Annotated in this window: 19 protein-coding genes; 12 read left to right on the top strand and 7 right to left on the bottom strand. The window is 72.1% G+C overall.

Annotated elements, in window-relative coordinates; translation table 11 throughout:
• Positions 1-8: 8 nt before the first annotated feature.
• Both ABZX65_RS08795 and ABZX65_RS08790 read right to left on the bottom strand, forming a co-directional pair.
• Positions 9-1,283 carry a lanthionine synthetase LanC family protein gene (locus ABZX65_RS08795; protein ID WP_355336367.1) on the bottom strand — a complete coding sequence of 425 codons (1,275 nt, stop codon included), beginning with the start codon at positions 1,281-1,283 and terminating at the stop codon, positions 9-11.
• 24 nt (positions 1,284-1,307) lie between these two features.
• Positions 1,308-1,772, bottom strand: coding sequence for an ATP-binding protein (locus ABZX65_RS08790; RefSeq protein WP_355336365.1), 465 nt, complete (start codon positions 1,770-1,772; stop codon positions 1,308-1,310).
• Between the two features lie 172 nt (positions 1,773-1,944).
• Between ABZX65_RS08790 and ABZX65_RS08785 the strand changes: the two genes are divergently transcribed.
• Genes ABZX65_RS08785 through ABZX65_RS08775 form a run of 3 tightly spaced genes read left to right on the top strand, consistent with a single transcriptional unit; the run spans position 1,945 to position 3,976 of the window.
• The gene (locus ABZX65_RS08785; protein WP_355336441.1) at positions 1,945-2,811 is read left to right on the top strand and encodes a helix-turn-helix transcriptional regulator; all 867 of its coding nucleotides are present in this window, start codon (positions 1,945-1,947) and stop codon (positions 2,809-2,811) included.
• Complete coding sequence (locus ABZX65_RS08780) at positions 2,808-3,053, top strand: DUF397 domain-containing protein (RefSeq protein WP_355336363.1); 246 nt, start codon at positions 2,808-2,810, stop codon at positions 3,051-3,053. Before ABZX65_RS08785 ends, ABZX65_RS08780 begins: the two co-directional genes overlap by 4 nt.
• Before the next feature lie 23 nt (positions 3,054-3,076).
• On the top strand, positions 3,077-3,976 hold the full coding sequence (locus tag ABZX65_RS08775; RefSeq protein WP_355336361.1) for a TIGR03619 family F420-dependent LLM class oxidoreductase: 900 nt from the start codon (positions 3,077-3,079) through the stop codon (positions 3,974-3,976).
• Positions 3,977-4,083: 107 nt separating this feature from the next.
• On the opposite strand, the gene ABZX65_RS08770 is transcribed toward ABZX65_RS08775, so the two are convergent.
• Positions 4,084-4,437, bottom strand: a complete 354-nt coding sequence (locus ABZX65_RS08770; RefSeq protein WP_355336359.1) for a beta/gamma crystallin domain-containing protein — start codon at positions 4,435-4,437, stop codon at positions 4,084-4,086.
• A 175-nt stretch (positions 4,438-4,612) separates the two neighbouring features.
• Positions 4,613-7,858: an AAA family ATPase gene (locus ABZX65_RS08765; RefSeq protein ID WP_355336357.1), complete on the bottom strand. Its 3,246-nt coding sequence runs from the start codon at positions 7,856-7,858 to the stop codon at positions 4,613-4,615.
• Between the two features lie 621 nt (positions 7,859-8,479).
• Between ABZX65_RS08765 and ABZX65_RS08760 the strand changes: the two genes are divergently transcribed.
• The 3 genes from ABZX65_RS08760 (at position 8,480) to ABZX65_RS08750 (ending at position 12,747) form a co-directional block, all read left to right on the top strand.
• Positions 8,480-9,760, top strand: coding sequence for a hypothetical protein (locus tag ABZX65_RS08760; protein ID WP_355336355.1), 1,281 nt, complete (start codon positions 8,480-8,482; stop codon positions 9,758-9,760).
• 87 nt (positions 9,761-9,847) lie between these two features.
• The gene (locus ABZX65_RS08755) at positions 9,848-12,217 is read left to right on the top strand and encodes a tetratricopeptide repeat protein (protein ID WP_355336353.1); all 2,370 of its coding nucleotides are present in this window, start codon (positions 9,848-9,850) and stop codon (positions 12,215-12,217) included.
• A gap of 74 nt (positions 12,218-12,291) precedes the next feature.
• Complete coding sequence (locus ABZX65_RS08750; protein ID WP_355336440.1) at positions 12,292-12,747, top strand: flavin reductase family protein; 456 nt, start codon at positions 12,292-12,294, stop codon at positions 12,745-12,747.
• A gap of 203 nt (positions 12,748-12,950) precedes the next feature.
• On the opposite strand, the gene ABZX65_RS08745 is transcribed toward ABZX65_RS08750, so the two are convergent.
• The 3 genes from ABZX65_RS08745 to ABZX65_RS08735 form a co-directional block, all read right to left on the bottom strand.
• Positions 12,951-14,771, bottom strand: coding sequence for an ABC transporter permease/substrate binding protein (locus tag ABZX65_RS08745; protein ID WP_355336351.1), 1,821 nt, complete (start codon positions 14,769-14,771; stop codon positions 12,951-12,953).
• A complete protein-coding gene (locus tag ABZX65_RS08740) occupies positions 14,764-16,059 on the bottom strand; it encodes a glycine betaine/L-proline ABC transporter ATP-binding protein (RefSeq protein WP_355336349.1) in 1,296 nt (431 codons plus the stop codon). The genes ABZX65_RS08745 and ABZX65_RS08740 overlap by 8 nt, the downstream gene beginning before the upstream one ends.
• A gap of 198 nt (positions 16,060-16,257) precedes the next feature.
• The gene (locus ABZX65_RS08735) at positions 16,258-17,577 is read right to left on the bottom strand and encodes an MFS transporter (protein ID WP_355336347.1); all 1,320 of its coding nucleotides are present in this window, start codon (positions 17,575-17,577) and stop codon (positions 16,258-16,260) included.
• A gap of 72 nt (positions 17,578-17,649) precedes the next feature.
• Between ABZX65_RS08735 and ABZX65_RS08730 the strand changes: the two genes are divergently transcribed.
• From ABZX65_RS08730 to ABZX65_RS08705, 6 genes are all read left to right on the top strand, one after another.
• Entirely contained in the window at positions 17,650-18,456 is an 807-nt protein-coding gene (locus ABZX65_RS08730) for a DeoR/GlpR family DNA-binding transcription regulator (RefSeq protein ID WP_355336345.1), read from the top strand.
• A 389-nt stretch (positions 18,457-18,845) separates the two neighbouring features.
• The gene (locus ABZX65_RS08725) at positions 18,846-20,270 is read left to right on the top strand and encodes a family 2B encapsulin nanocompartment shell protein (protein ID WP_355336439.1); all 1,425 of its coding nucleotides are present in this window, start codon (positions 18,846-18,848) and stop codon (positions 20,268-20,270) included.
• A 71-nt stretch (positions 20,271-20,341) separates the two neighbouring features.
• The gene (locus ABZX65_RS08720) at positions 20,342-21,397 is read left to right on the top strand and encodes a family 2 encapsulin nanocompartment cargo protein terpene cyclase (protein ID WP_355336438.1); all 1,056 of its coding nucleotides are present in this window, start codon (positions 20,342-20,344) and stop codon (positions 21,395-21,397) included.
• 63 nt (positions 21,398-21,460) lie between these two features.
• Positions 21,461-22,336 carry a geranyl diphosphate 2-C-methyltransferase gene (locus ABZX65_RS08715; RefSeq protein WP_355336343.1) on the top strand — a complete coding sequence of 292 codons (876 nt, stop codon included), beginning with the start codon at positions 21,461-21,463 and terminating at the stop codon, positions 22,334-22,336.
• A gap of 116 nt (positions 22,337-22,452) precedes the next feature.
• Positions 22,453-22,680 carry a hypothetical protein gene (locus ABZX65_RS08710; protein ID WP_355336341.1) on the top strand — a complete coding sequence of 76 codons (228 nt, stop codon included), beginning with the start codon at positions 22,453-22,455 and terminating at the stop codon, positions 22,678-22,680.
• A 559-nt stretch (positions 22,681-23,239) separates the two neighbouring features.
• Positions 23,240-24,583, top strand: a complete 1,344-nt coding sequence (locus ABZX65_RS08705) for a hypothetical protein (RefSeq protein WP_355336339.1) — start codon at positions 23,240-23,242, stop codon at positions 24,581-24,583.
• Positions 24,584-24,722 lie beyond the last annotated feature (139 nt).

The following is a 24,722-nucleotide window of genomic DNA, read 5'->3' as shown; positions in this document are numbered from 1 at the left end:
CCCCCGCCTCAGCGGGCCGGGGTGGTGGGGTGGTGGTCGGGCCAGGGGAGGGCGTAGGCGGAGGTGGCGGCGGGGCGGGGGCGGGTGAGGCGGGTGAAGCGGAGGAGTTCGCGGACGATGCCGGCGGTGCCCATGGCCCAGCCGGGGTGGGGTTCGAGGGTGCTGGGGGTGGCGCGGTGCTCGATGTTGGACCAGCGGGCGCCGTCGCGGTCGCGGGTGGCGCGGGAGGAGAGGTCGGCGGCGAGGAGTCGGGCGAAGTCCGGGGGGTCGCCCTGTTCCGCCAGCCGGTCGCAGGCGAGGGCGAGGACGCCCGCGGTGCCGCAGCAGCGGCCGTTGTTGTCCCAGAAGCGGGGCCGCAGGCGGCGGGGCAGGCCGGAGTGGGTCACGGTGTGCCAGCAGCGGTCGGCGAGCGCCTGCCAGGCGGCGGGCTCGTCGAGGACGTCCCGGAGCAGCCGGAAGACCTGGGCGTCACCGGCCGGTCCGTGACACCAGCCGTAGCTGTAGCGCTCGATGAGTTCGGGCCGGTCCTGCGGGTCGGAGTGGGGTACGAGGAAACCGTCCGGCCCGTCCTCGTCGCGCGCCACGACGTCGGCGGCGCCCGCCCGCGCCAGCTCGACCAGGTCGGTGCGGCCGGTCGCCGAGCCGACGCGGGCCAGCGCGTACACGATGCCGAGCGTGCCGTGCGAGATGTGGTGCAGGCGCGGGGCCGCGTCGGTGCGCACCTCCCAGTGGACGCCCGCCGGGGTCTCCTCGGCCGTCCGCAGATACGGCTCCACGGCGAGCACGGCCAGGTCGGCGTCGCCCATCGCCAACGCGCCCAGGCCGATACCGGCGTTGCCGCCGAGGAGTTCGAACAGCACGCCCCAGCGCGTCCCGTCGAAACGGGAGCGCACCAGGTCCAGGGCCCGCGCGGCGCCTGCCGCGGCCTCCGGAGCGCCCAGTTCGTCGTGGACGGCCCGCAGCGCGAACGCCATGCCGGTCAGGCCGAAGTACAGCGAGCTGCCGTCCCAGCCGTCGACGGCGGCGGCCACACTGCGGGCGGCGCGCACGGCCGCGTCGCCGTACCGGTCGTCCCCGAAGTGCCGCCGCGCTTCGAGGAGTAGGGGGATCACACCGGCCGTACCGCTGTAGAGCGAGGCGTTCGGCTCGTCGTCCGAGGGCGTGGTGGTCCAGGCGAGCCCGCCGTCCTCGCCCTCCCGCGCGTTCCCGAGCAGCCAGCGCAGCGCGTCCGCCGACAACTCCTCGACCTCATCCGCTGTTACGTCTGTTGCGTCAGCCGTCATAACGCCCACTTTGGCACGCTCTCGCTACGGGGCCGCTTCCAGGGGAAGGGGGAGGTCGAGTTCGGCGCGGAGCGTCTTGCCGACGGGGTCGCGGGGGAGGACCGACCAGCGGGTGGCGAGGGCTTCGACCAGGAGGAGCCCCCGGCCGGAGTCGGAGAGCGGGGAGGCGGGACGGAGCTGGCCGGGGTCCGGGGGACGGCGTTCCCCGCGGGCGTCGGAGACGTCGATACGGAGCAGGGTCGCCGTGAGGCGGATACGGAGTTCGAAGTCGCGCCCGGCCACGCGGCCGTGGGTGGCGGCGTTGGTCGCCAGCTCGGCCACCAACAGGGCGGCCGTCTCGGCCAGTTCGGTGCCGTGCGCGACACCCCACAGGTGGAGCTCGTTCGACGCCGCGTGCCGCGCCAGCCGGGCCCCGCGCCGCGTGGCGCTGAACCGCTGGCTGAACTCACGTTCGGTCACGGGGAGTTCGTGCATCGTTGGTGCTGTCATACCGCCCAATGTGACCCCGGCCCCGCCCCTCCCACCAGGGTCCCGCCGCGTACGCTGCGCCAGCGTACGCGCACAAAACGTAGACAGTACCCGTCACCCCCTGTGAGCATTGTCCGACTCGATGTGGTCAAACGAGCGGGCGCGCGGGAGGTGGCCAAGGATGGCCGATGGCATGGACGGTGCGGGAGAGGCGGAAACTTCCGCCGGTACGGGTGCCGGCACTCCCGGCAGCGAGCCCGAGACCTCGGACAGCTTGCGCACCTTCGGTGCGTTTGTCCAGGCGCTCCGGGAACACGCGCGCCTCAGCCGCGAGGAGTTCGGCAACCAGGTGCGCTTCTCCAAACACACGATCGCCTCGATCGAGCAGGGGCGACGCATGCCCGACGCCGACTTCGTGGACCGCGCCGAACCGGTTCTCGGCAACACCGGCGCCTTACGCAAGGCCCACCAACATCTCGGGCGGCAGCGCGGATTGGCCAGTTGGTTCCGCCAGTGGGCGCGGCTGGAGAAGAGCGCGATCACCCTGTACACGTACGAGAGCCGCATGCTTCCGGGCCTGTTGCAGACCGAGGCATACGCCCGAACGTTGTTCAACGGCCTCCTGCCTCCGCTGACGGACGGCCAGATCGAAGCACAGTGGACGGCTCGTGCAGAACGTCAACGCCTGCTCGCGAATCGGCCGAGCACCGCCTTCAGCTTCATCCTCGATGAGCACCTGTTTCTCCGGCAGACAGGCGGCCCCGACCTCACGCGAGAGTTGATCGACCACATCCTGGAGCTGTCCGAGAGGCGGAACATCGAGGTGCAAGTGCTGCCGTTGACCACGGGGGTCCACGCAGGACTGAACGGGCCCCTCGTGCTTCTGGAGACGCCGGACAACCGATGGCTCGCCTACGTCGAGGGGCAGGAGACAGGACACCTGGTCTCCGACCCGAAAGGGGTCAGCATCCTCCAGATGCGGTATGCAAAACTGCGCTCGCAGGCCCTCACCCCAGAGGACTCCAGGGGCCTGCTGGAGCGATTTCGAGGAGAACTATGAGCACCCCCGAACTGGCCTGGTTCAAGAGCAGTTACAGCAGCGGTTCTGGCGACAACTGCATCGAGGTAGCGGCTACTTGGCACAAGTCCAGCCACAGCAGCGGCAGCGAAGGTGACTGCGTAGAGGTCTCGGCCTGCCCGAGCACCGTCCACGTGCGGGACTCGAAGGACAAGGAAGGGCCCCAACTCGCCTTCTCCCCCGCCCAGTGGGCGGACTTCCTGAGCTTTGCGAGCCAACTCTGAGGCTGGCGGGGTAGGAGGAGGCCATGAAGGTCGGATTCGCACTGCCGCAGTTCAACAAACAGGCTTTCGAGGTCGCGCGGGCCGCCGAGTTCGCGCGCGGGATCGAGTCGGCGGGCGGAGCCAGCCTGTGGGTGGGCGACCGGAATCTGGCCGCCATCGATCCGAGCGTCGGGTACGGCGGCGGGAGCACGATTCCGCCGGAGTTGAACGCGGCGGCCGATCCGTTCGTCCTGCTCGGCGTGGCCGCGAGCGCCACCGAGCGCGTCCTGCTCGGCAGCCACGTACTCGTGGCGCCGCTGTATCCGCCGGTCCAACTGGCCAGGTCGCTCACGACCGTTGACCTGATCAGCGGGGGACGCCTGCTCGCGGGGTTCGGCGTGGGCTGGTCGCCGGAGGAGTACGAGGCCGCGGACGTGGACTTCGCCACGCGGGGCGCCAGGATGGACGAGACCCTGGACGTACTCGAAGAGATCTGGACGAAGGACCCGGCCGGGTACAGCGGGGCGCGGTTGTCGGTGCCGCTGCACCACGCGCCGCTGAAGCCCGCGCGGCGGCCCCGGCCGCCCGTGTACCTGGGCGCGCGCTCGGGGCGGGCGCTGCGCCGGATCGGGGAACGCGCCGACGGCTGGCTGCCGGTGTGCGTGGTGCCGGGCTTCGTGGACTTCGACGGCATCGTCCGGCAGCGGGGGCGGGTGGACGAGGCGGCGCGGACGGCGGGCCGCGATCCGCGCGTCATCGACGCGGTCTTGCGCGTCAACATCGAGGCGGGCACGTCCACGGAGCAGGTGGTGACGGTGATCAAGGCCGCGGGCGAACGTACCGGCATCGACCATGTGATGGTCGACACGATGTACAGCGACGCGGGCGTCGACCAGTCCGTGGAGCGGGCCTTGGCGATCCTCGACGGCGTCCGCGCGGGCTGATCCGAGGAGCCGGTACCCCGGCCGGGCGCCGTACGTCGCCCGGCCGCCGGTTCGTACCCTCGCGGGACTGCGGACTCGCGGACTCGCGGGCCCGCGGACTCGCGGGCTCAGAGGATCTGGATGCTCTTGACCCGCGGGGGGCGGTTCGGGAACGTGATGTCGGTCCAGCGGTTGATCCGCACCGAGTCGCCGTTGACGTCGTAGTAGATCAGGTCGTTGTTGCCCGTGACGATCCGGTCGACCCACCAGCCGCCGAAGTCGGTCCGGCCCGAATTCGCGTAACAGTCCACGCTGTCACGGCCGTTGAGGTGCGAGTAGATCTTCAGGTAGTCCGCGCCGCCGACGCACTCGACGTGGTCGATGGCGAAGGCGGGGCCGCTCGGCACGGCGACGGTCAGCGCGGCGGCGGCGGCCAGCGCCATGGTCATCGAGCCGATGACCTTCTTGGCTTTCGAGATCACGTAAATCCCCTTCACACGGAGCCCGGCACCCGGCCCGGCTCGCTCGCTTCTTCGGGCCGGACAGCGGCCCGCCGCCGATCTTGGTGTGATGCCTCTGGCAAATGCGGCAAGCGGAGCGATGTCGTCGGTTTTTGACTCGATCGAGCGAAGGTGTGTTTGTTCCGGGCGCGATTGGTTACGGGGCGGGCTCGGGGCGGGGGCGGTCCGTACGCGCGTAGACCAGGGCGGCTTCGGTGCGGTTGCGGACGCCGAGCTTCTCCAGGATGTGGGAGACGTGGACGGCGACGGTGCGGTCGCTGATGTAGAGGGAGCGGGCGATCTGGCGGTTGCTCTCGCCGCGGGAGAGCAGGGCGAGGACCTGGGCCTCGCGTTCGGTGAGGTCGAGGCGGGCCTGGGCGGCGACGGACCGGGTCGTGGGGTCGGGCGGCCGGGTGAGACGGCCGCGGGTGGCCAGTTCGTGGGCGAGGCGCAACAGCGGTGCTGCGGACAGGGGTTCGGCCAGGCCGAGGCAGGCGGCCAGGGCGCGGGCCGCCTGTTCGCGGCGGCCCGCGCGGATCGCGGTCCCGGCCTCGCGCAGGCGTGCGTACGCCTCGCGGTAGGGCTGGTCGGCGGCGCGCCAGGCGTCGGCGACCTGCCGCCAGGTCGCCCGGTCGTCGGAGCCGTCGGCGCGGGAGTGTTCGGCCGCGGCGAGGGCGCCGAAGGCGGCGACGACGGGTTCGCCGCAGTGGCGGGCGGCGATGGCGGCGGCGCGTTCGGCGAAGGTCACGGCGGAGCCGTCCCAGGCGGCGGGCAGGCCGTGGGGGCGTACCGGGCCCGGCAGCAGGGCGAGTTCGGCGGCGAGGCGGGCGCCGTCGGCGAGCAGCCGGATCTCCTCCTCGGCGAGGGCGCCGCCGCCGACGGCCCGCAGGCCGTGCAGGACGTGGTCGGCGGCTGTCGCCAACTCCCCCGCGTCCAGCGCCTGTTCGGCCTGGCAGGCGTGGCAGGGGCCGAGCAGGCGGGGGTCGTCGGGGGCTTCGGCGAGTACGGCGGTGAATTCCGCGGTGCGGCGGCGGTCGCCGCGGGCGACGGCCAACTCCAGTTGGAGCAGGTGCAGATAGCGGGTGATGTGGGCGGTGGACTGGCCGACGAGTTCGGCCAGGAGCTGGTCGGCCTCCGGCCAGCGGCCGGTGGCGACGAGGACCGCGGCCGTGTTGAAGTCCAGGACGGCGGTGAGCGGGGGCGGCGCGCCGAGTTCGCTGGCCGCGCGGCGTCCGGTCAGGGCCACTTCGCGCGCCTCCGCGAAGCGGCCCCCCGTACAGAGCAGGTACATGTGGTTGCTGGCCGCGCGCAGGACGTCCTCGACGGAGTCCGTACGGCGGGCCAAGTCGCGTGCGGCGCACAGGGCTTCGAGGCCCGCCTCCAGGTCGCCGCGCTGGGCGCGGACGATGCCGAGGGTGGTGAGGGCGTGGGCGTGCTCGGCGAGGGCGCCGATGCGCTCGGCCATCCGTAAGGCCCGTTGCGCCAGCGGCAGCGCGCCGTCCGGGTCGCCGACCTGGACGCGCATGTCGGCCGCCGCCGCCAGGACTCTGGCTTCGAGGGCGCCGGTCGCCTCGGGCGCCGTGGCCAGGAGCCCTTGCGCCTCTTCCAGTGCGGCGATGGCGCCCCAGGGGTCTCCGGCCTCGCGGCGGTAGGCGCCGAGGCGTTCGAGCAGGCGGGCGCGGTCTTGTGCGTGTGCCTGTGCCTGCGCTTCTGCGTGTGCTTGTGCGTGTGCCTGCCCTTGTACGGCGGCTGCCGCGTGGCTTCCGTCGGCGCGGTACGCCTCGGCCGAACGCGGGCCGTGACGTGGTGTGTTGAGGGTGGCCGGGCCGCCGCCCGCCGACAGGGCCAGCGCGCGGGTGACGTACTCCGTGGCGCTCTGGGGCTCGCCCGCGTAGCTGGCCGCGCGGGCGGCCTCCGGCCAGAGAGAGGTGGCGGCGGCCTCGGAGAGGTGGTCGGAGAGGGTGACGGCGAGGGCGTAGAGGCGGTGGGCCTCGGGGTACGCGCGGGCGTTGACGGCGAGGCGGGCGGCCGTCAGGGCCGAAGTGGCCGCGCGGGCGGGGCAGTCGGCGAGGTGCCAGTGCCGGGCCAGGAGGGCGGGGTCCGAGGCGGTACGGGCGGCGAGGGCGTGCGCGTAACGGCGGTGCAGGCGGCGGCGCTCGCCCGGGAGCAGATCGGCGTACAGGATCTGGCGGATCAGGCCGTGCGGGAGGGCGTAACCGTCCTCGGTGGAGGTGAGCAGGCGCTGCTCGACGGCCCGGCGCACGGCGGCCAGCAGCGTTCGCTCGGGTAAGGGGACGGTGGCGGCGAGGAGTTCGTGCGTCATGCCGTCGTCGGTCACGGATATCTGGTCGATGACCTCGCGGACGTCGGCGTCCACGCAGCTCACGCGGGCGAGGACCACTTCCGCGATGGACGCGGGCGGCCAGGGGCGGGCGGCCCGCGCCAACTCCTGTGCGTACAGCGGGTTTCCCTCCGCCGCCGATACGGCCGCCGCCACGTCGGCGGCGTCCGCGTCGGCCGGGAGCAGCGCGGTCACCAGCTCGGCGACCTCCGCGTCCGCCAAGCCGCTCAGCCGCAGCCGCGTCACCCTCGGACATCGGCCCAGCTCCGCGAACCAGCGCCGCGCGTCCGCCGTCAGCTCCTCCTCCCTCACCGTGGCCACGATCAACACCGGCTGTCGTCTCAGCCGCACCGCCAGAAACGCCAGCAGATCGCGCGTCGACGCGTCCGCCCAATGCAGGTCCTCCAGCACCAGCACCAGCGTCGTACGCGCCGACATCTCCCCCAGCACCCCCAGCACCCGCTCGAACACCCGCTGCCGCGTAGCCGGCCGCCCCCCACCGAACGCGTACGCCGCGCCCCGTCCACCAGCCGGCCCGGTCTCAGCCCACCCGTCAAAGCCCCCGCGCCCGCGCGCAGCACCCCCGGCTACGGGCGCGGGGCCACCCCCCGCATCGCCGAACCCCCTCCCCGCGCCGGAACGGCCGCGCCCACCGCCCACACCGTCCGCCACCGGGCCGCCGTCCGACGGACCGGCCGCACCCCCGAAGCTCCCCGGCGAACGCGCGCCGCCGTCCGGCGAGGGTTCGCGCTCGTGTGGAGCGGCACCGGGGGCGGGGTGGGGGGCCGCGCCGGAGGCGAAGAGGTCGCGGAGGGCGGCGATGAAGGGGCCGTAGGCGAGGGTGGGGCCGGTGAGGGGGACGGAGTCGCCGGTGCGGAGGTGGGCGTGGCGGGGGGCGGTGGTGACGAGGGTGGCGAGCTCTTGGACGAGGCGGGTCTTGCCGAGACCCGCCTCGCCGGTGACGAGGAGGAGTTGGGCCTGGCCGGCCGCCGCGCGGTCGAAGGCGGCGACGGCGGCGCGCTTCTCGGGGTACCGCCCGACGAAGGGCGCTGACTTGGTCATGTGCGCAGTGTGAGCACGCGGCAGCGGTGTGTCGACGGCGAAGCGAAGAAGCTGCCATCGGGGGCGGAGCGAAACCGGCCCATTTTCATCGTGGCCGGTACGGGCGTTCCGCAAAGGCCGCGTGAAGGTTTGGTGCCTGGTGGCGGACGGTGTTCGCTCACCGGACGCGGCGGGAATCCGGCGTAATTCCCCGCGCCGCGCCCCGGCGGCGGTCTCGTATCTGTCGCAAACAGAAATCCGTGAAGTCCCCCGCCGTACACGGGTATACGCCGAAAAGGGGTCACCCGGCGGTCGTGGACGAGTACATCTAGTCAATTCCCACATACGCGCCTACGTCATGTTGCAGACGTGCGCGAGCGCTTTACCACCGCATAGTTGGCCCGGTTCGGCCCGGCGGCCAGCCGCGGCCGAAGACCGCTCGACGGAACCGGGAGGAGGAAACCCCATGAAGAAGATGTCGATCCGCAAGGCCGGCACCATCCGCCTGACCAGCTCCGCGTACTACTGCTGCTCGGCCCTCTAGCAACACCGCCGGAGCCGGGCCCTGTTGACCACTTCGCGCAGGCCCCGGCTCCGGTGACCGGCTCCGGTCACCGACTTCCCCGTAGAGAGGCACCCCGCATGACCGTGACCTCGTCGGACGGCACCACGACCGCGCCGGACGGCGGCGGCGGCGCGGTCCTGCTGCACAAGCTCACGATGATCCCCGAGGACGACGGCGTGATGGTCGGCCGTCCGGACACCGCCTCGTACGCCGTCTTCCCCGAGGAGGGCGCTGAGGCGCTGCGGATGCTGGAGGCCGGGGTGCCGGTGGCCGAGGTGGCCGCCTGGTACGAACGGACCTGCGGCGAGCCGCTGGACGTGGACGACTTCCTCGACGTCCTGGCCGATCTGGGGTTCCTGCGCGGGGACGGCGAGGACGAGCCGGCCGGCCCGGTGCGCTGGCAGCGGCTCGGCGCCTGGACGTTCTCCTGGCCCGCCTGGCTGGTCTACCTCGCGCTGATGGTGACCGCCGCCGCCTGGATGATCAGGGACTCGTCGCTGCGGCCCTCGTACCACGACGTGTTCTTCACGGACCATCTCGCGCTGATCCCCATCGCCCTGACGGTCGTTCAGATCCCCTGCATCCTCGTGCACGAGGGCTATCACGCCCTGTCCGGGCGGCGGTTGGGGCTGCCGTCCACGCTCACGATCAGCCGCCGGCTGTACTACCTGGTCGCCGAGACCCGGCTGGACTCGCTGTTCAGCGTGGAGCGCAAGCGGCGCTATCTGCCGTTCGTGGCCGGGATGCTGGCCGACGCCGTGCTGATCTCGGGCCTGACGCTGCTGGCCGTGGCGCTGCGCGGACACGGCCCCGCGTGGCTCTCCGCCCTGATGCTGGCGATCTCCTTCACGTGTGTGATGCGGCTGCTGTGGCAGTTCATGTTCTACCTGGAGACCGACCTCTACTACGTCCTCACCAACGCCCTGCGCTGCTCCGACCTCCAGAACGCCGCCCGCTTCCAGGTGCGTACGCTCTTCCGCCGCTGGACGCGCAGGCCGCCCCCGGTGGCCGACCCCGACGCCGAATGGTCCGACCGCGACCGGCGGATGGCGCGCTGGTACGCGCCGATGCTGGTGGTCGGTTACGGATTCTCGCTCGGCAGCCTGCTGTGGGCGGGGATTCCGACCACCGTGCACTTCTGGTCGCAGATCAACAACCGCTTCAGCGATTCCGGGACGGCCACCAGCGGGATTCTCGACGCGATCAGCTTCGTCGGCCTCACCGCACTCCAGTTCGGGCTGCTGCTTTACGTGACAGTACGGGACCGGCGCGCCGCGAAGGAATCCCGTGGGGATTCGGAACGGGAAGAGGAGCAGGGCCCGAACGGCCAGGAGCCGGAAATCGCAGGCGTCGCTTAAAGCACGCCTTTCCTCTTGGAGCGCTCGGCTCGCTTCCCCCGCCTTGTTCGCTCACCACGCTTTGTTCGCTCGCCCCGCTCGGCTCGCATGAACCCCACGAACCTCAGGAACTCCCAGGAACTCCAGGACCACAAGGAGCACTTCATGACCTCGTCCCCGCCTCGGCACTGCTGGGTCGCCGCCACCGGCACCGCCGCCGACCCCGCCGACCCGGCCGGTTCCGTCACGTACGGCGACCTCCCGCCCGCGCCCGAGCCCGACATCGACGTGCGCTGTCACCGCCGGCTGCGGGGCCCGTACACCGGGGGCGGGGCCTTGCTGCGCGCGGTGATCCCCGAACTGGCGGGCGAGCACGACGAGTTCATTGCCGCGCGGGCCACCGAGGTGATCTCGCTGGCACCCGACCTGGCACCCCGGGTGCCGATCGCGCCGCAGACGCTGACCGCGCTCGCCAGCCGCGCCGAGCGCACCCGCTTCTACTCCGTCGCCCGTACGCTGCGCGTCTCGCACGGCGTCGCCGAGCTGCTGACGGACTGGGCGCGTACCGTCCGCCCCGGCGGTACGGTGATCCGCTTCCGTGAGCTGGACGACGCCGACCCCACCGACCGTGAGCTGGTCTCCGTCCTGCTGCGGCGCTGCGACCCGACCGTCCTGCGGCTGGTCGTGGAGACGGACGGTCTCGCCGACGACGAGTTGGGGCAGGCGCTGCGCACGTACGCCGACCGGGCCGCGCCGGAAGCGGCCGGGACCCCGGACGAGCGGCCTGCCGAGCGGCCGGACGAGCACCTGGACGAGCACCTGGAGGGCGCCGATCTCGCGCAGCTCTTCATCGACGCGGACGGCACCAGCAAGGACCCGCGACTGATCGCCGCCTACGAGGCGTTGGACCCGGCCGAGCGGGCCGCCCGGCACAGCGCCCGCGCGGAGCTGCTGGCCGAACGCGCCGAGCCGGGTGTGTCGTTGGGCGCGCACCTGTACCACCTGGAGCACGGCACCGACCCGGCGGCCGGGGCGGGCACCGCCTTCGTGGACGCCTGCGAGTCCTGCTTCGACAGCGGCTTCTACGAGGCGGCGCTGGAGATCTCGCAGCGCGGGCGGGCGCTGTTCGGCGACGCGCGGCCCAAGCCGTACTGGAACCTCACCAACAAGATCGGCGCGTGCCTGTCGTATCTGCGGCGCGGCGAGAAGGGCTTCTCGTACTTCGCCGAGCTGCGGTCGGGCAGCACCGAGCCCGAGATCCACATGAATAGCTGCTACATGATGGCGATGCTCTACACCCGCCACCTGCCCAAGGGCATGCACGACGAGATGCGGGCGCTGGAGTGGGTCAACACCGCGATCGCCATCGCGGACTGGAACCCGGACCCGCACCGCCGGGTCTTCGTGGGCGCTTTCATGCGGAACGCGAAGGCGCTGGTCGAGCTGCACCGCGCCGACCTGGACGCGGCGCTGGCGCTGGTCAACGACGCCATCGCGATGACGGACGAGGATCTCGGCCCGGACGAGCAGCTTCTGCACCGCTCGGTGCTGCGCTACAACCGCGCGCAGATCCTGGCCGCGCGCGGCGACCACGAGGGCTCGCTCGCCGACTACGACCTGGTGATCAGCCGCGACCCCGACTACGGCGACTACTACTTCGAGCGGGCCGGAGGGCGGCGCGCCAACGGGCAGTTCGACGCGGCGCTCGCCGACTACGCCGAGGCGATCCGGCTCAGCCCGCCGTTCCACGAGGCGCACTTCAACCGGGCCGATCTGCTGCGGGAGTTGGGCGACGAGGAAGCCGCGCTGCGCGATCTGGACTACGCGGCGATCCTCGACCCCGGCCACGTCGACACCCTCGTCAACCGGGCCGACCTGCTCATGGCGCTCGGGGAGATCGAGCAGGCGACGGCGGACGTCGAGGCGGGCCTCGCGCTGGACTCCAAGAACGCCAACCTGCTGTGCGCGCAGGGGACTCTGCTCGCCGAGTCCGAGCAGGTCGACGCGGCCTTCACCAGTTTCACCGCCGCCCTGGAGTCCGACCCGTCGTTCGTGGCCGCCTGGGTCAACCGGGCCGTGCTGTCGTACTCCGCCGGGCGGCTGCCGGAGGCCGTGGACGATCTGGACCACGCGATCGAGCTGGCCGACGACCCGGTGCTGCGCGGCAACCGGGCGCTGGCGCTGTACGACCTGGGCGCGTACGAACGGGCCCTGGCCGACCTGGACATCGCGATCCCGGCGCTGGCCGACGAGGACCCCGACCTGCTCTACCGGCGCGGCGCCGTACGCCTCGCGCTCGGCGAGACGGACGGCGCCTTCGCCGACTGGCGCGACCACCTGGCGGCCTACGGGGAGGGCGAGGCGTCGCCCTTCGTGGAGGAGATCGCCGAGCGGATGCGGGAGTTCGTGCCGGGCGACGGGGAGTCCGCGACGGTCGGCCGGGAGTCGGTACCGAGCGGCCGGGAGGGCGCGGCGTGACCGCGTCCGCCGAGGCGCCCGCCTCCGTACCGGAGTTGGAGGCGGGTGTGGGGCCCGGGCTCTACCGGGCGGTGATGCGGCAGCACGCGAAGGGCGTCGCCGTCATCACCGCGGGCGAGGACGCCGGGCCGCCGGTCGGCTTCTGCGCCACCTCGCTGACGTCGGTCTCCCTCGACCCGCCGCTGGTCTCCTTCACCGTCGGCCTGCACGCGGCGTCCTTCACCGCCGTGGAGAGCGCCCGCCATGTCGCCGTCCACCTGCTCGCCGAGGGCCAGGAGGACACCGCCCGGCGCTTCGCCCACGGCGGGGCCGCGAAATTCGGGGCGGCCACCGCCTGGCACCGGGGGCCGCGCGGCCTGCCCGTGCTGGACGACGTCCTCGCCGCGCTGATCGTCTCCCTCGTCCAGCTCGTGCCGGTCGGCGACCACGCCCTGGCCATCGGCCGGGTCGTCGAGGCCACCCACGCCCCCTCCCCCGCCCGGCCGTTGATCCACCACGACGGCGCGTTCGTCCATCTGGCGCTTCCCTAGGGTGTGTTGACGGCCCGGCGGGACGACCCCGCGGGCTCCCCGTCCACCGTTCGGTGGACAGCGGAGTACCCGTACGGTCGTCCCGCCGGGCCGTCCGCCCGGTCGACCGGCTCGGCGCCCGGCTGGAGCGCCCCCGGCTGTCCGAGCGCGATGCGGTACGGATTCTGCGAACCCCTCTTCCGCGTCGTCGGCTTGACGGGGGGTCAGCCGGTGGCGGTCACCGGCGCCATCTTGTCGGCGATCCCCGGATTCTTCGCGAGCCACTTCTTGACGCCCGCCGCCGTGTTGTCCTGGCCGGCGGACTGGATGTCGGCCTCCAGGGAGCTGAGCTGCTCCTCGGTGAGGTGGAAGTCCTTCATCCAGGCGGTGACCTGCGGCAGCTTGTCCGCCCGGCCCTTGTTGGCCAGATTGTGGATGGAGTCGGCCTTGCCCCACAGGCCCTTGGGGTCGGCGAGCTTGGTCAGCTCGTACGTGCTGTAGGCCCAGTGCGGGGACCACAGGACGACGGCGACCGGCTTGTGCTGCGCGTAGTCCCGCTTCAGCTCGGCGAGCATGGCGGAGGTGGAGCTGCTGACGACCTTGTACTCGCTGTCGAGGCCGTAGCCCTTGAGCACCGTGGAGTTGAGCAGCTTCATCTCGCCCGCGCCCGGCTCGATGCCGATGATCCTGCCGCCGAACTCCTTGCCCCGGCCCTTGAGATCGGCCATGGACGAGACGCCCTTGACGTAGGACGGGACGGAGACCTCCAGGGACGTCTGGTCGTACCACTTGCCGAGGTCGGCGTAGTCCTTGCCGTACTGCTGGAGGTAGGACGCGTGCGTGGTGGGCAGCCAGGCGTCGGTGAGGTAGTCGAAGTTGCCGGTGGACAGGCCGGTGAAGGCGGCGCCGGGGTCGTAGGTGTTGACCTGGGCCTTGTAGCCGCGCGAGTCCAGGACTTCCTTCCACAGGTTGGCCGACGCGATGGACTCGTCCCAGTTGAAGGAGCCGATCTTGACCGTCCGGCCCTTGCCGACGTCCGCCGAACCGGCCGTCGCGGGGCCGTCGTCGGAGTCGCCGCCGAAGATGCCGGTGCCGCAGGCGATCAGGGCGAGCGCGACGACGGCGGACAGGCCGACGGCGGGGCGCGGGCGGTAGCGCAGCACGCTCAGGCCGCGCGTCGGGAGCTTCGCGCGGGCCAGCGCGAGGGCGCGGCGGCCCAGCGGCGAGACCTGGTCGCCGAGCGCGCCGGTGATCCGGTCGAGGTAGATGGCCAGGATGACCACCGCGATGCCGCCCTCGAAGCCGAGGCCGATGTTGACCTGGCTGATCGCGCCGAAGACGGTCGAGCCGAGCCCTTCCGCGCCGACCATGCCGCCGATGACGACCATCGACAGCGTCAGCATGATGACCTGGTTGACGCCCGCCATGATGGTCGGCAGCGCCAGCGGCAACTGCACGCGCATCAGCGTGCGGCCCGGCGACGTACCGAACGCGTCGGCGGCCTCGACCAGTTCCTCGTCCACCTGTCGGATGCCCAGCTCGGTCATCCGGACGCCGACCGGCATCGCGAAGACGATGCAGGCGATGACGGCCGGGACCGTGCCGAGGCTGAAGAAGATGATCGCCGGGATCAGGTACACGAAGGCGGGCAGCGTCTGCATGACGTCGAGCACCGGCCGGACGACCATGCTCGCGGTCCGGCTGCGCGCCGCCCAGATGCCCAGCGGCACCGCGAGCAGCAGGGCCACGACACCGGAGACGACGACCAGGGACAGCGACTGCATCGCCTCGTCCCACTGGGCGATGGAGTCGATCAACGCGAAGCCGAGGAAGGCGAGTACGCCCGCCGGGAGGCCGCGCATCCACAGCGCGATCACCGCGAGGATGGCCGCCATGAGCAGCGGCGGCGGGCCGCCGAGCACCCATTCCACGCCGTCGTACATGTGGTTGACGACGCTGCTGATCGCGTCGAAGAGCCAGGAGAGGTGGTCCGTCAGCCAATTGACGGCGTCCTCCGCCCAGTTGCCGAGGTGGATCCTAGGCACGGGCGGCCTCCTTCCCTTCGAAGGACCCGGATTCGACGGAGCCGGAATCGACGGACCCGGATTCGGCCCCGGCTTCTACGGTCCCGGCTTCGGGCGCGGTCTCGTCCTCGTGGTCGCCGAGCGCCGCGAGCAGCGCGACGCGCGGGATCACTCCGGTGAGCCGCCCGTCGTCGTCCACGACGGCCAGCGGCAGCTTCGTCCGCGAGGCGGGCGTGAGCAGGCCGGACAGCGGGGTGTCGGCCTGGGTCGTCACGCAGTCGGTGTCCATGAGGTCGCGCACCGTGCCATCGTTGTCAGCCTGCGTGCAGCTGACCTCGGTGACGGTGCCGACCAGCTTGCGACCGCCCTCGGCCCCGCCCTCGACGACGAAGGCGGCGGACGCGTGGTCGTCGCGCAGGACGCTCATCGCGGCGCGCGGCCCGTCGTCCGGGCTGACCATCACGCGCGGTTCCTCCATGATCGAGGCGGCGGTGAGCACACGGGAGCGGTCGACGTCCTGCACGAAGCTGGCCACGTAGTCGTCGGCCGGTTCGGTGAGGATGTCCTGCGCGGTGCCGATCTGGACGATCCGGCCGTCGCGCATGACGGCGATACGGTCGCCGAGCCGCATGGCCTCGTTCAGGTCGTGGGTGATGAAGACGATGGTCTTGCGCAGCCGCTGCTGGAGTTCGAGGAGCTGGTCCTGCATGTCGCGGCGGATCAGCGGGTCCAGCGCGGAGAACGACTCGTCCATCAGCAGCAGTTCGGCGTCGGTGGCCAGCGCGCGGGCCAGGCCGACGCGCTGCTGCATACCGCCGGACAGCTCGTCGGGCCAGGACTTCTCCCAGCCGCTGAGGCCGGTCATCGCCAGCGCCTCGGCGGCCTTGGCCTCGCGCTCCTCGCGCGGGCGGCCCTGGACTTCGAGGCCGTAGGCGGCGTTCTCCAGCACGCTGCGGTGCGGGAAGAGCGCGAAGTGCTGGAAGACCATGCTGATCCTGCGGGAGCGCAGGTCGCGCAGGGCCTTCGCGGACAGGGCCGTGAGGTCCCGCCCGTCGAACATCACCCTGCCCGAGGTGGGCTCCAGCAGACCGTTCAGCATGCGCAGCAGGGTGGACTTGCCCGATCCCGACAGGCCCATCACGACGAATATCTCGCCGGGTTCCACGGTGAAGGAGGCGTCGACGACCGCCGCGGTCGTCCCTTCCTCCCTCAGTTTCTCGCGGTCGGCGCCTTCCTGAAGCCGACGTACTCCTTCCTTCGGCCTTCTGCCGAAGATCTTGCTTACGTGCTCGACGACGAGCTGTGTCACGGTGGCCTTTCGGGGCAGGGGACAGAGCGGAGCCGAACCTTCCGACTCCGCGTCGCCGCCTACCCGAGGTCACACGCAGCGCAAACAAGACGGCTTAAATCGGTCCCCTATGCCCGATTTGATGTCGCTTTGCGGGGCAGCTCATTGTGACCGGATCGTGTCCAAGAACACAGGGGGCTCGTCAGCCCCGCCTGACACTCAGGCCCCGTGCGGCGCACTGGCGGCGTCCGTCTCCGTCATCGTGTCCGTCTCGACCGCCGCGCCTGTCCCGGCCGCTGCGTCCGGCTCGACCGCCGCGTCAGGCTCCGCGTCCGGCTTCAGGGTGCCCGCCGCGACGCTCGCGATGACACAGAAGGCGACCGGCAGGGCGAAGGTGGCGTTCAGCGGCATGAAGTGGGTGAGCGGGCCGATGACGGCCGGGCCCGCGAGCATGCCGAGGTAGCCGAGGCCCGCCACGCGGGAGACGTTGGCGCCCGCCGCGTCCTTGTCCGCGTGGCCGGCGGCGCTGAAGAGCTGCGGGATGCAGCCGGACAGGCCGATACCGAAGACCGTCCAGCCGATGAGGGCCAGCGGGACGCTGTTGGACAGCGCGGCCGTGGCGAGACCGACGGCGCCGAGGGCGGAGCCGTACCGCAGGACCGCGACCGTGCCGACGCGGGCGGCGACCGAGTCGGTCAGGAAGCGGCCGACGGTCATCGCGGTGGCGAACGCGCCGTACGCGAGGGCGGCGGTGGCCTGCGGGGCGTCGAGGACGTCGCGCAGGTGGAGCACGCTCCAGTCGTTGGCGACGCCTTCGCTGAGCATGAGCATCAGGGCGAGGGCGGCGAGGATCCAGATACGGGAGGGGGTCTTGCGCGCGGACTTGGCCGCCGCCTTGGGCGTATCCGTGGCCGTATCCGTATCCGTCGCCGCGCCCGTGGCCGTATCCGTGGCCGCGCTCGCGTCCGCCCGCTCGGCCACTTCCTTGGGGAGCAGCGCCGGGGCGGCCAGGGCCATGACGGCGAGGCCGACCAGGGCCGCGGCGCCGAGGGTGACCGCCGGGCTCCAGCCGAGCTTCAAGGTGAGCGCGCCGAGCAGGGAGGCGATGACGCCGCCGACCGAGAAGACGGCGTGGAAGGCGGACATGATGGGCCGGGCGTATCCGTGCTCGACCTGGACGGCGTGGGTGTTCATGCTGACGTCGAGGGAGCCGTTGCCGAAGCCGAAGACGAACAGGGCGGCGGCCAGCGCCCACGGGTTGGTGGCCAGGCCCGGCAGGACGACGGCCGCGGCGCACAGCGTGGCGCTCGCGGGTACGACCTTGCGGGAGCCGATCCGGTCGGTGAGGGGCCCGGCGAGCTGCATGCCGATGAAGGCGCCCCCGCCGAGCAGCAGAAGGAGCCAGCCGAGCACGGCGTGGCTGATGCCCACGCGGTGTTCGATGGCGGGAATGTGCACGATCCACATGCCCAGGACGAAGCCGTTGAGAGCGAAGAAGGCGAAGGTGGCCAGCCGTCCGGCCCGCAGGGATCTCTCCATGGTTCGAACGTAACGAACAGATTCTCTGTTTGTAAAGTTGCAATCCGAACATCTCGGGTGTTCGATTGCGTCATGGCGAGTACGGCGGGCGGTACTGAGGGAACGGGCGGCGCGGCGCACGCCGGGGCGGCGGAACGGCTGCGGCGGATCGCGGAGGCCGTGCGCGAGGCGGGCCGGATGAGCGTCGCGGACCTGGCGGAACTCACCGACACCTCCGAGATGACGATCCGCCGCGACCTGGAGGCGCTGGCCGAGCAGGGCGTCATCGAGCGCTACCGGGGCGGCGCCCGGAGCCTGCTGCTGCGCGGCGAGGAGCCGCCGTTCGCGCTGCGCGCGCAGGACGGGAGCGACGCGAAGCGGCGGATCGCCGCCGCCGTCGCGCAGATGCTCACCGACGGCGAGTCCGTCGTGCTCGACAGCGGCACCACATGTCTTGAGGTCGCGCGCGCCCTGGAACACCGGCGCCTGACCGTCATGCCGCTGTCCCTCCACGCGGCCAACGCCCTCACCGGCGCCGCCCACGTCAAGCTGCTGCTGCCGGGAGGCGAGCCCCGCCCCGGCGAACTCGCCCTCACCGGACCGCTCACCGAGGCGTCGCTCGCCTCCCTGCGCTTCGACACCGCCGTCATCGGCTGCTGCGGCCTCACCGCGGCCGACGGCCTCACCGCCTACGACCTCGCCGACGCCGCCGTCAAGCGCGCCGCGATCTCCGCCGCCCGCAGGGTCATCGCCGTCGCCGACGCGGCCAAGTTCTCCCGTACGGCGCTGGCGTTCGTCGCCGCGCCGACCGCCCTCGACGCCGTCGTCACGGACGGCGCGGCCCCCGCCGAGGAGACCGAAGCCCTCGCGGCGGCCGGAGTCACCGTCCACACCGTCTGAGACGTGCCCCTCAGGGGCCCTTCCCGCGTCCCGCGAACGGCGCGCGGGCAGGGGGCGCGCCGGGGTGAAACCTTGCGACGGGGGGATCACCCGAACCCGTGAAGGGTGGGGAAAACGCCTGGCGGCGGCGTTGTGGCGGCGGGCTGAGGTGATCGCGGGGGCGCGCGCCCCTTCCCGCCTCGGCCGGCAGGTTTGCACCACTCGCGGCGCGAAGTCGCCCCCCGCGCGCCGTACCGGGACGGCGCCCCGGGCTGTTTCGCTGGTTCCCGTGCGGTGGGCCGTCCGGTCCCGGGGCCGTTCGGTCCCGCGGGCCGTCCGGTCCGCGACCGGCCTGTGCGCACAGCTCTGTTCCCCGTCCCGGAGGCAAAGTGCCCGCTTCGGAAAGCACCATCAGCCCCACGACCGACGAGCCGCCGCCCGCCGCACCCGGCGACGGCGCGCGGCTCACCAGCCTCAGCACCCTGGGGGCGCGGCAACTCGCCACCACCACCAAGTCAGAACCGCAGATGCGCGGGATCAGCTCGCGCTGGCTGCTCAGGATGCTGCCCTGGGTGGACGTCCCGAGCGGCACCTACCGCGTCAACCGCAGGCTCCAACTCCACGTCGGCCAGGGCAGGGTGAGCTTCGACCAGAACGGCGCCGACGACGTCCGGGTGATCCCGGAGACGCTGACCGAACTCCCGGCGCTGCGCGGCTACCAGGACACCGACGTGCTGCGGGAACTGGCCGGCCGCTACGAGGTCCGCCAAGTGCGCGCCGGAGAAGCGCTGTTCACGGCAGGGCAGCCGATCACCGACACCTACCTCGTCGTCCACGGACGGCTGACCCGGTACACCGAGGGCAGGTACGGGGAGGAGGCGGTCACCGGAGTCGTCACCGACGGGGGCCAGTTGGGGGACGAGGCCATCGGCCAGGACGAGCCGCGGTGGACGTCCTCGGCGCGGGCCGACACCGCGGCCGTCCTGCTCACCGTCCCCTGGACCGTCGTGGCCGAAGTCGCCGACCGCGTCCCCTCCTTCGCCGCGCACCTGGCCGCGTACGCCGAGCGGCAGCGGCGGCCGACGAACCGGCGCGGCGAGGCGGACGTCCCGACGCAGGCGGGGCACCGCGGCGAGCCGTCGATCCCCAGCGGCTACGTGGACTACGAACTGGCCCCGCGCGAGTACGAGTTGTCGCTGACCCAGACCACGCTGCGCGTGCACAGCAGGGTCGGGGACCTCTACAACGACCCGATGGACCAGACCCAGCAGCAGCTCAAGCTGACCATCGAGGAGATCCGCGAGCGCCAGGAGTGGGAGCTGGTCAACAACCGCGACTTCGGGCTGCTGCACAACACCGAGTACGACCAGCGGATCAGCACCTTCAGCGGGCCGCCGACACCGGACGACCTGGACGAGCTGCTGTCCATGCGGCGCGGCACCCGCTTCCTCATCGCCCACCCGAAGGCGATCACCGCCTTCTTCCGGCAGGTGAGCAAGCGCGGTCTGATGCCGGGCCTCGCCGACGTCAACGGGCACGCGGTGCCCGCCTGGCGCGGTGTGCCGCTGCTGCCCTGCGGCAAGATCCCGGTCACCGGGCACCACACCAGCAGCATCATCGCGCTGCGTACCGGTGAGGACGACCAGGGCGTGGTCGGCCTGCTCCCGACCGCGCTGCCGGATCAGCTCCAACCGGGCCTGAACATGCGCCACATGGGGGTGAGCACGACGGCGGTCATCAGCTATCTGGTCACCGCCTACTACTCGATGGCGATCCTCGTGCCCGACGCGGTCGGCATCCTGGAGAACGTCCAGCTCGGCAGGACCGTCGAGTGACCGGGCCGAGCGTGGACCACGCGACGGGCGCGCCCCCGGACACGGACGTGTCGCGGGCGGCGGCCACCACGGTGGCCGCCGTCACCCCCACCGTCCCCCGGCAACTGCCCGGTCCGCAGAATCTCACCCGGACGCTCAAGGCCCGGCGCACCGGGGCCGTTCCCGGTCTCAGGTACCAGCCCGCGCCGCCCGTGGACCAGGCGAAGGTCGACGAGGTGGACCGGCGGCTCGAGGAGTGGGCGCGCGGCCTCGACCTGTTCCCGCCCGCGTGGAACGGGGACTTCGCGGGATTCCAGTTCGGCCGGGCCGTGGTGCTCCAGCATCCGGGCGCCGCCGACCTCGAACGGCTCACCGTCGCGGGCGAGTTGCTGCTCGCCGAGAACCTGGTGGACTCCTGCTACTGCGAGGAGGAGGAAGGAAGAGGCGGTTCCCACCAGGGCCTCGGCGGGCCGCTGCTCATGGCCCAGTCGGCGATCGACCCGCACCACGGCACGCCCGAGTCCGAGGCCCAGTGGCGGCTCGGCATGCAGGCGGACGGGCCCCTGCGCTCGTACCACTGGGCGATGAGGGACTACGCGGAGTTCGCCACCCCGAGCCAGACCACCCGCTTCATGCACGACATCGCCCGGCTGCACCTGGGCTATCTCGCCGAAGCGGCCTGGGCGGAGAAGCGTTTCGTCCCGCAGGTGTGGGAATACCTGGTGATGCGGCAGTTCAACAACTTCCGCCCCTGCCTGTCGATCATCGACGCGGTCGACGGGTACGAGCTGCCCGAGGCCGTCTACGCGCGGCCGGAGATCCAGCGGATCACGGCGCTGGCCTGCAACGCGACGACCATCGTCAACGACCTCTACTCCTTCACCAAGGAGCTGGAAGGCGACCCGACGCACCTCAATCTGCCGCAGGTCGTGGCCGCCAACGAGGGATGCGGCCTCAAGGCGGCGTATCTGGAGAGCGTCGAGATCCACAACCGGATCATGGGCTCCTTCGAGGAGGAGGCCGCCGCCGCGTCGGCGACGTCACCGCTGGTCGCGCGGTACGCACGCGGGCTGTCGGACTGGGTGGCCGGCAACCACGAATGGCACGCGACCAACACCCACCGATACCGCCTGCCCAACTACTGGTAGGCGCAGGCCGCTTCACCCGCTCCACGGCACGATGACCGATCCCAGTACCAAGAGGAGTCAGCGTTGACCATTTCGCACCCCGGCGTCGCCAAGGCACCGGTTCCGGCCCAGTCCACGTACCAGACCCGCGTCGCGGACTACTGGAACGCCGAACAGAATCCGGTCAACCTCGAACTCGGCAGGATCGACGACCTGTACCACCACCACTACGGTGTCGGCGACGTGGACTGGTCCGTACTCGACGAGACGGACCCCGCCAGGCGCCGGGATCTGATCACCACGGAACTGCACCGGCTCGAACACGCCCAGGCCGAACTCCTCGCCAAGCACCTGGGCCCGCTGAGCCCCGAGGACCGGGTCTTCGACGCCGGTTGCGGGCGCGGCGGCGGCAGCGTCACCGCGAATCTGCGCTACCAGTGCCACGCCGACGGCGTCACGCTCTCCACCAAGCAGGCCGACTTCGCCAATGAGCAGGCGCGGGCGCGCGGTATCGACGGCAAGGTCCGCTACCACCACCGCAACATGCTCGACACCGGCTTCCAGACCGGCGGTTACGCCGCGTCGTGGAACAACGAGTCGACGATGTACGTGGAGTTGGACCTGCTCTTCGCCGAGCACGCCCGGCTGCTGCGCCGCGGCGGTCGCTACGTCGTCATCACCGGCTGCTACAACGACACGTACGGGCGTGCGTCCCGCGAGGTGTCCCTGATCAACGCCCACTACATCTGCGACATCCACCCGCGCTCGGCGTACTTCCAGGCGATGGCCAAGCACCGGCTGGTGCCCACCCACGTCGAGGACCTGACGGCCGCGACCATCCCGTACTGGGAACTGCGCAAATCCGCCGACCACTTGGTCACCGGAGTCGAGGACGCCTTCCTGACCGCGTACAAGAACGGCAGCTTCCAGTACCTGATGATCGTCGCCGACCGCGTCTGACCTTCGGCGCGCGAGACCTCCGGGGGGACCCCGGCTCGGACCAACACGAGCCGGGGTTCCGGGGGTCAGTGGCGGCGCGGCGGAAGGGGGGCGGACAGGCCCGTACCGAACAGGCGGTGGTCGACCTCGTCCAGGGCCAGGCGCAGGGCGCCCAGGGCCACGCCCTCGTCGGCGAGCGTGGAGGCCCGGATCTCGGGGAGACGCAGGCACAGGCGGCGGACACGGTGTTCCTGGCCGTACACGGCGTCCAGACCGGCGGGCTCACCGCCGCGAGCGAGCCGGAGGCCGACATCGGGCGGGCCCTGATCGCCGCCGCACGGCGAACCGTCGTGCTCCCCGACTGATCCTGGCCGGCGACCCATCCGCGGCCGGAGCGGCTCCGAATACGGGGCAGGAGAGCGTCTCCGTGTGGTCGTCGTACGGGAAGGACCGGGCCTGCCGCTTACCTCCACTGAGCTGTGGAGGTGTCGTTTCCGGACCGCGGGATCTGCTGAATTTCTGCCCATTCAGCCCGCGTCCGGAATTTGTCGTGCCCGAATACCGGGACGCTCCCGATGAGCTTTGTGGTGCGTGAGTGAATTACTCGCGAGTAAAAGGATCACCGTAATGATCATCACCACTCTCGCCGCGCTGACCAGCATGTTTGATCGCATCGGCATATTCGGGATTCACTCCGTGTCCGAGATTGAACGGAAAGTGAGAGGGCTTGTCAGTTTCGTTCAAGTGTGCTGATATTCGGGCTGGATTCCTTTCGCTCCGAGGCGCTGCGGAGTCGGCTTCCTCAGGGGGGAGGCCGATTTCGCGGAAGCGGGCACCAGCCCGTGACGCCCCGGTCCCGGTCGTCCGGGCGGCGGTCGTCACCGCCGCGCGGGCGCCGTTCCCCTTCCAACCCGTGAGCGGTCCATGTCGCAGAACTTCTTCGAGCCCCGCACACCGGTACGGCGGCCACGGCCGCCGGGACCGGCGCTCGGCCTGCCGCCCGGCCTGGTGCCGGGGCTCGAACCCGCGGCCCGGGAGGGGAAGGCCGCGGGACCGTCCGGGGGCGGGGGGCCGTCGGGGCCTGGTGAACCTCCCAGACCCGGCGGCCCCGACGAGCCGTCCTGGCTCCGGATCTACTGGAACACCCTGCGGTCCTTCGTCCGGCGCCACCTCGGGCTGAGGCCGAAGGCGCCGGCCGCGCCCGGCGAACAGGCCGCCCGGCGGCACCGGGGCCGGGCGCTCGCGGTCACCGTGCTCGTCCTGGCGGTGGTGTCCGCGGCGGCCGTGGTCGTCCTGCGCGACCGCGGCGGCTCCGGGACCGGGTCCGGGACCGAGGGCTCCGACCGGCCGACGGCGGCCGTCGATCCGAACGCGTCCGCGTCCGGGTCGTCGTCCGCGTCGTCGTCCGCGTCGTCGTCCGCGTCGGTCTCCCCGTCCACGCCGCCGCCGATCCGCGACGCCGTCGCGACCTGGGTGGCCGGGCACATCGGCCCCACCCACGTCGTCGCCTGCGACGTCGCCGTCTGCGCCGCGCTCGTGTCGCACGGCTTCCCCGCGGGCTCCACGCTCACCGTCACCTCCTCTCCGCAGCAGCTGCTCGGCGCCGATGTCGCCGTCGTCACCGGCCCTTTGCGCGCGATGGCGGGGGACGCGCTACGGGATCTGACCGGCCCGCAGCCGCTCGCCGTGTTCGGCGGGGATGAGGGTGACGGGGCCGGGGCGGGTGACGAGGCGGGTGACGGGCCCGGCAGCGCCAGCGGGACGGACGCGGCGGCCGGTGCGCAGCGCGCCGAGGTGCTGCCGATCGCCCACGCCGGGCGTACGGCGTACGAGCGCGTGGCCGCCGCGGACCGCGCGGAGCGGCGCTTCTCGGGGGCGGCGCTCGCCGCCAACCAGCGGATCACCTTCCAGGGCGGCACGCGCGCGTTTCTGACGAGTGGTCATGTCGACCTGCGCGTCTGCGCGTTGCTCGCCGTCCTCAGCAGCGGTCACACCCTCACCGTCGCGTCCTTCGACGCGCCCGCGCCCGGCGCCGGTGCCGACGTCCCGCGCGGCGGTGTGGCGATCTCGCGCGTGGACGGCTCCCCGGCCACGGGGAGCGGACCGCAGGCCGCCGCGCTGCGCGCCCTCGTCGACGCCCAGCAGCCGCCCTACCGCCCGCTGCGGACCGCGGCGCGTACCGGTGGCGCCGGAACCCCCGCCGTCCTGACCGTGCTGTACGACCAGCCCGCGCCCGACGGCCTCGTCAGCGCCAACTCGCCGTCGTGAACGCCGCATCGCCCCCGCCCGGCCCGCCCTCCGGGCCCGGCCCGAACCCGGACCTCGACCGTGAACGCCGAAGCCGACCCGGTACCGGCCCCCGGCCCGACCGTGAACGCCGGACCGACCGGCCCACCCCGTTGGCGGC

The sequence above is a fragment of the Streptomyces sp. NPDC003300 genome (genome assembly GCF_040610915.1).
Taxonomy (GTDB): domain Bacteria; phylum Actinomycetota; class Actinomycetes; order Streptomycetales; family Streptomycetaceae; genus Actinacidiphila.
This window is presented reverse-complemented; position numbering and strand designations above follow the sequence as displayed.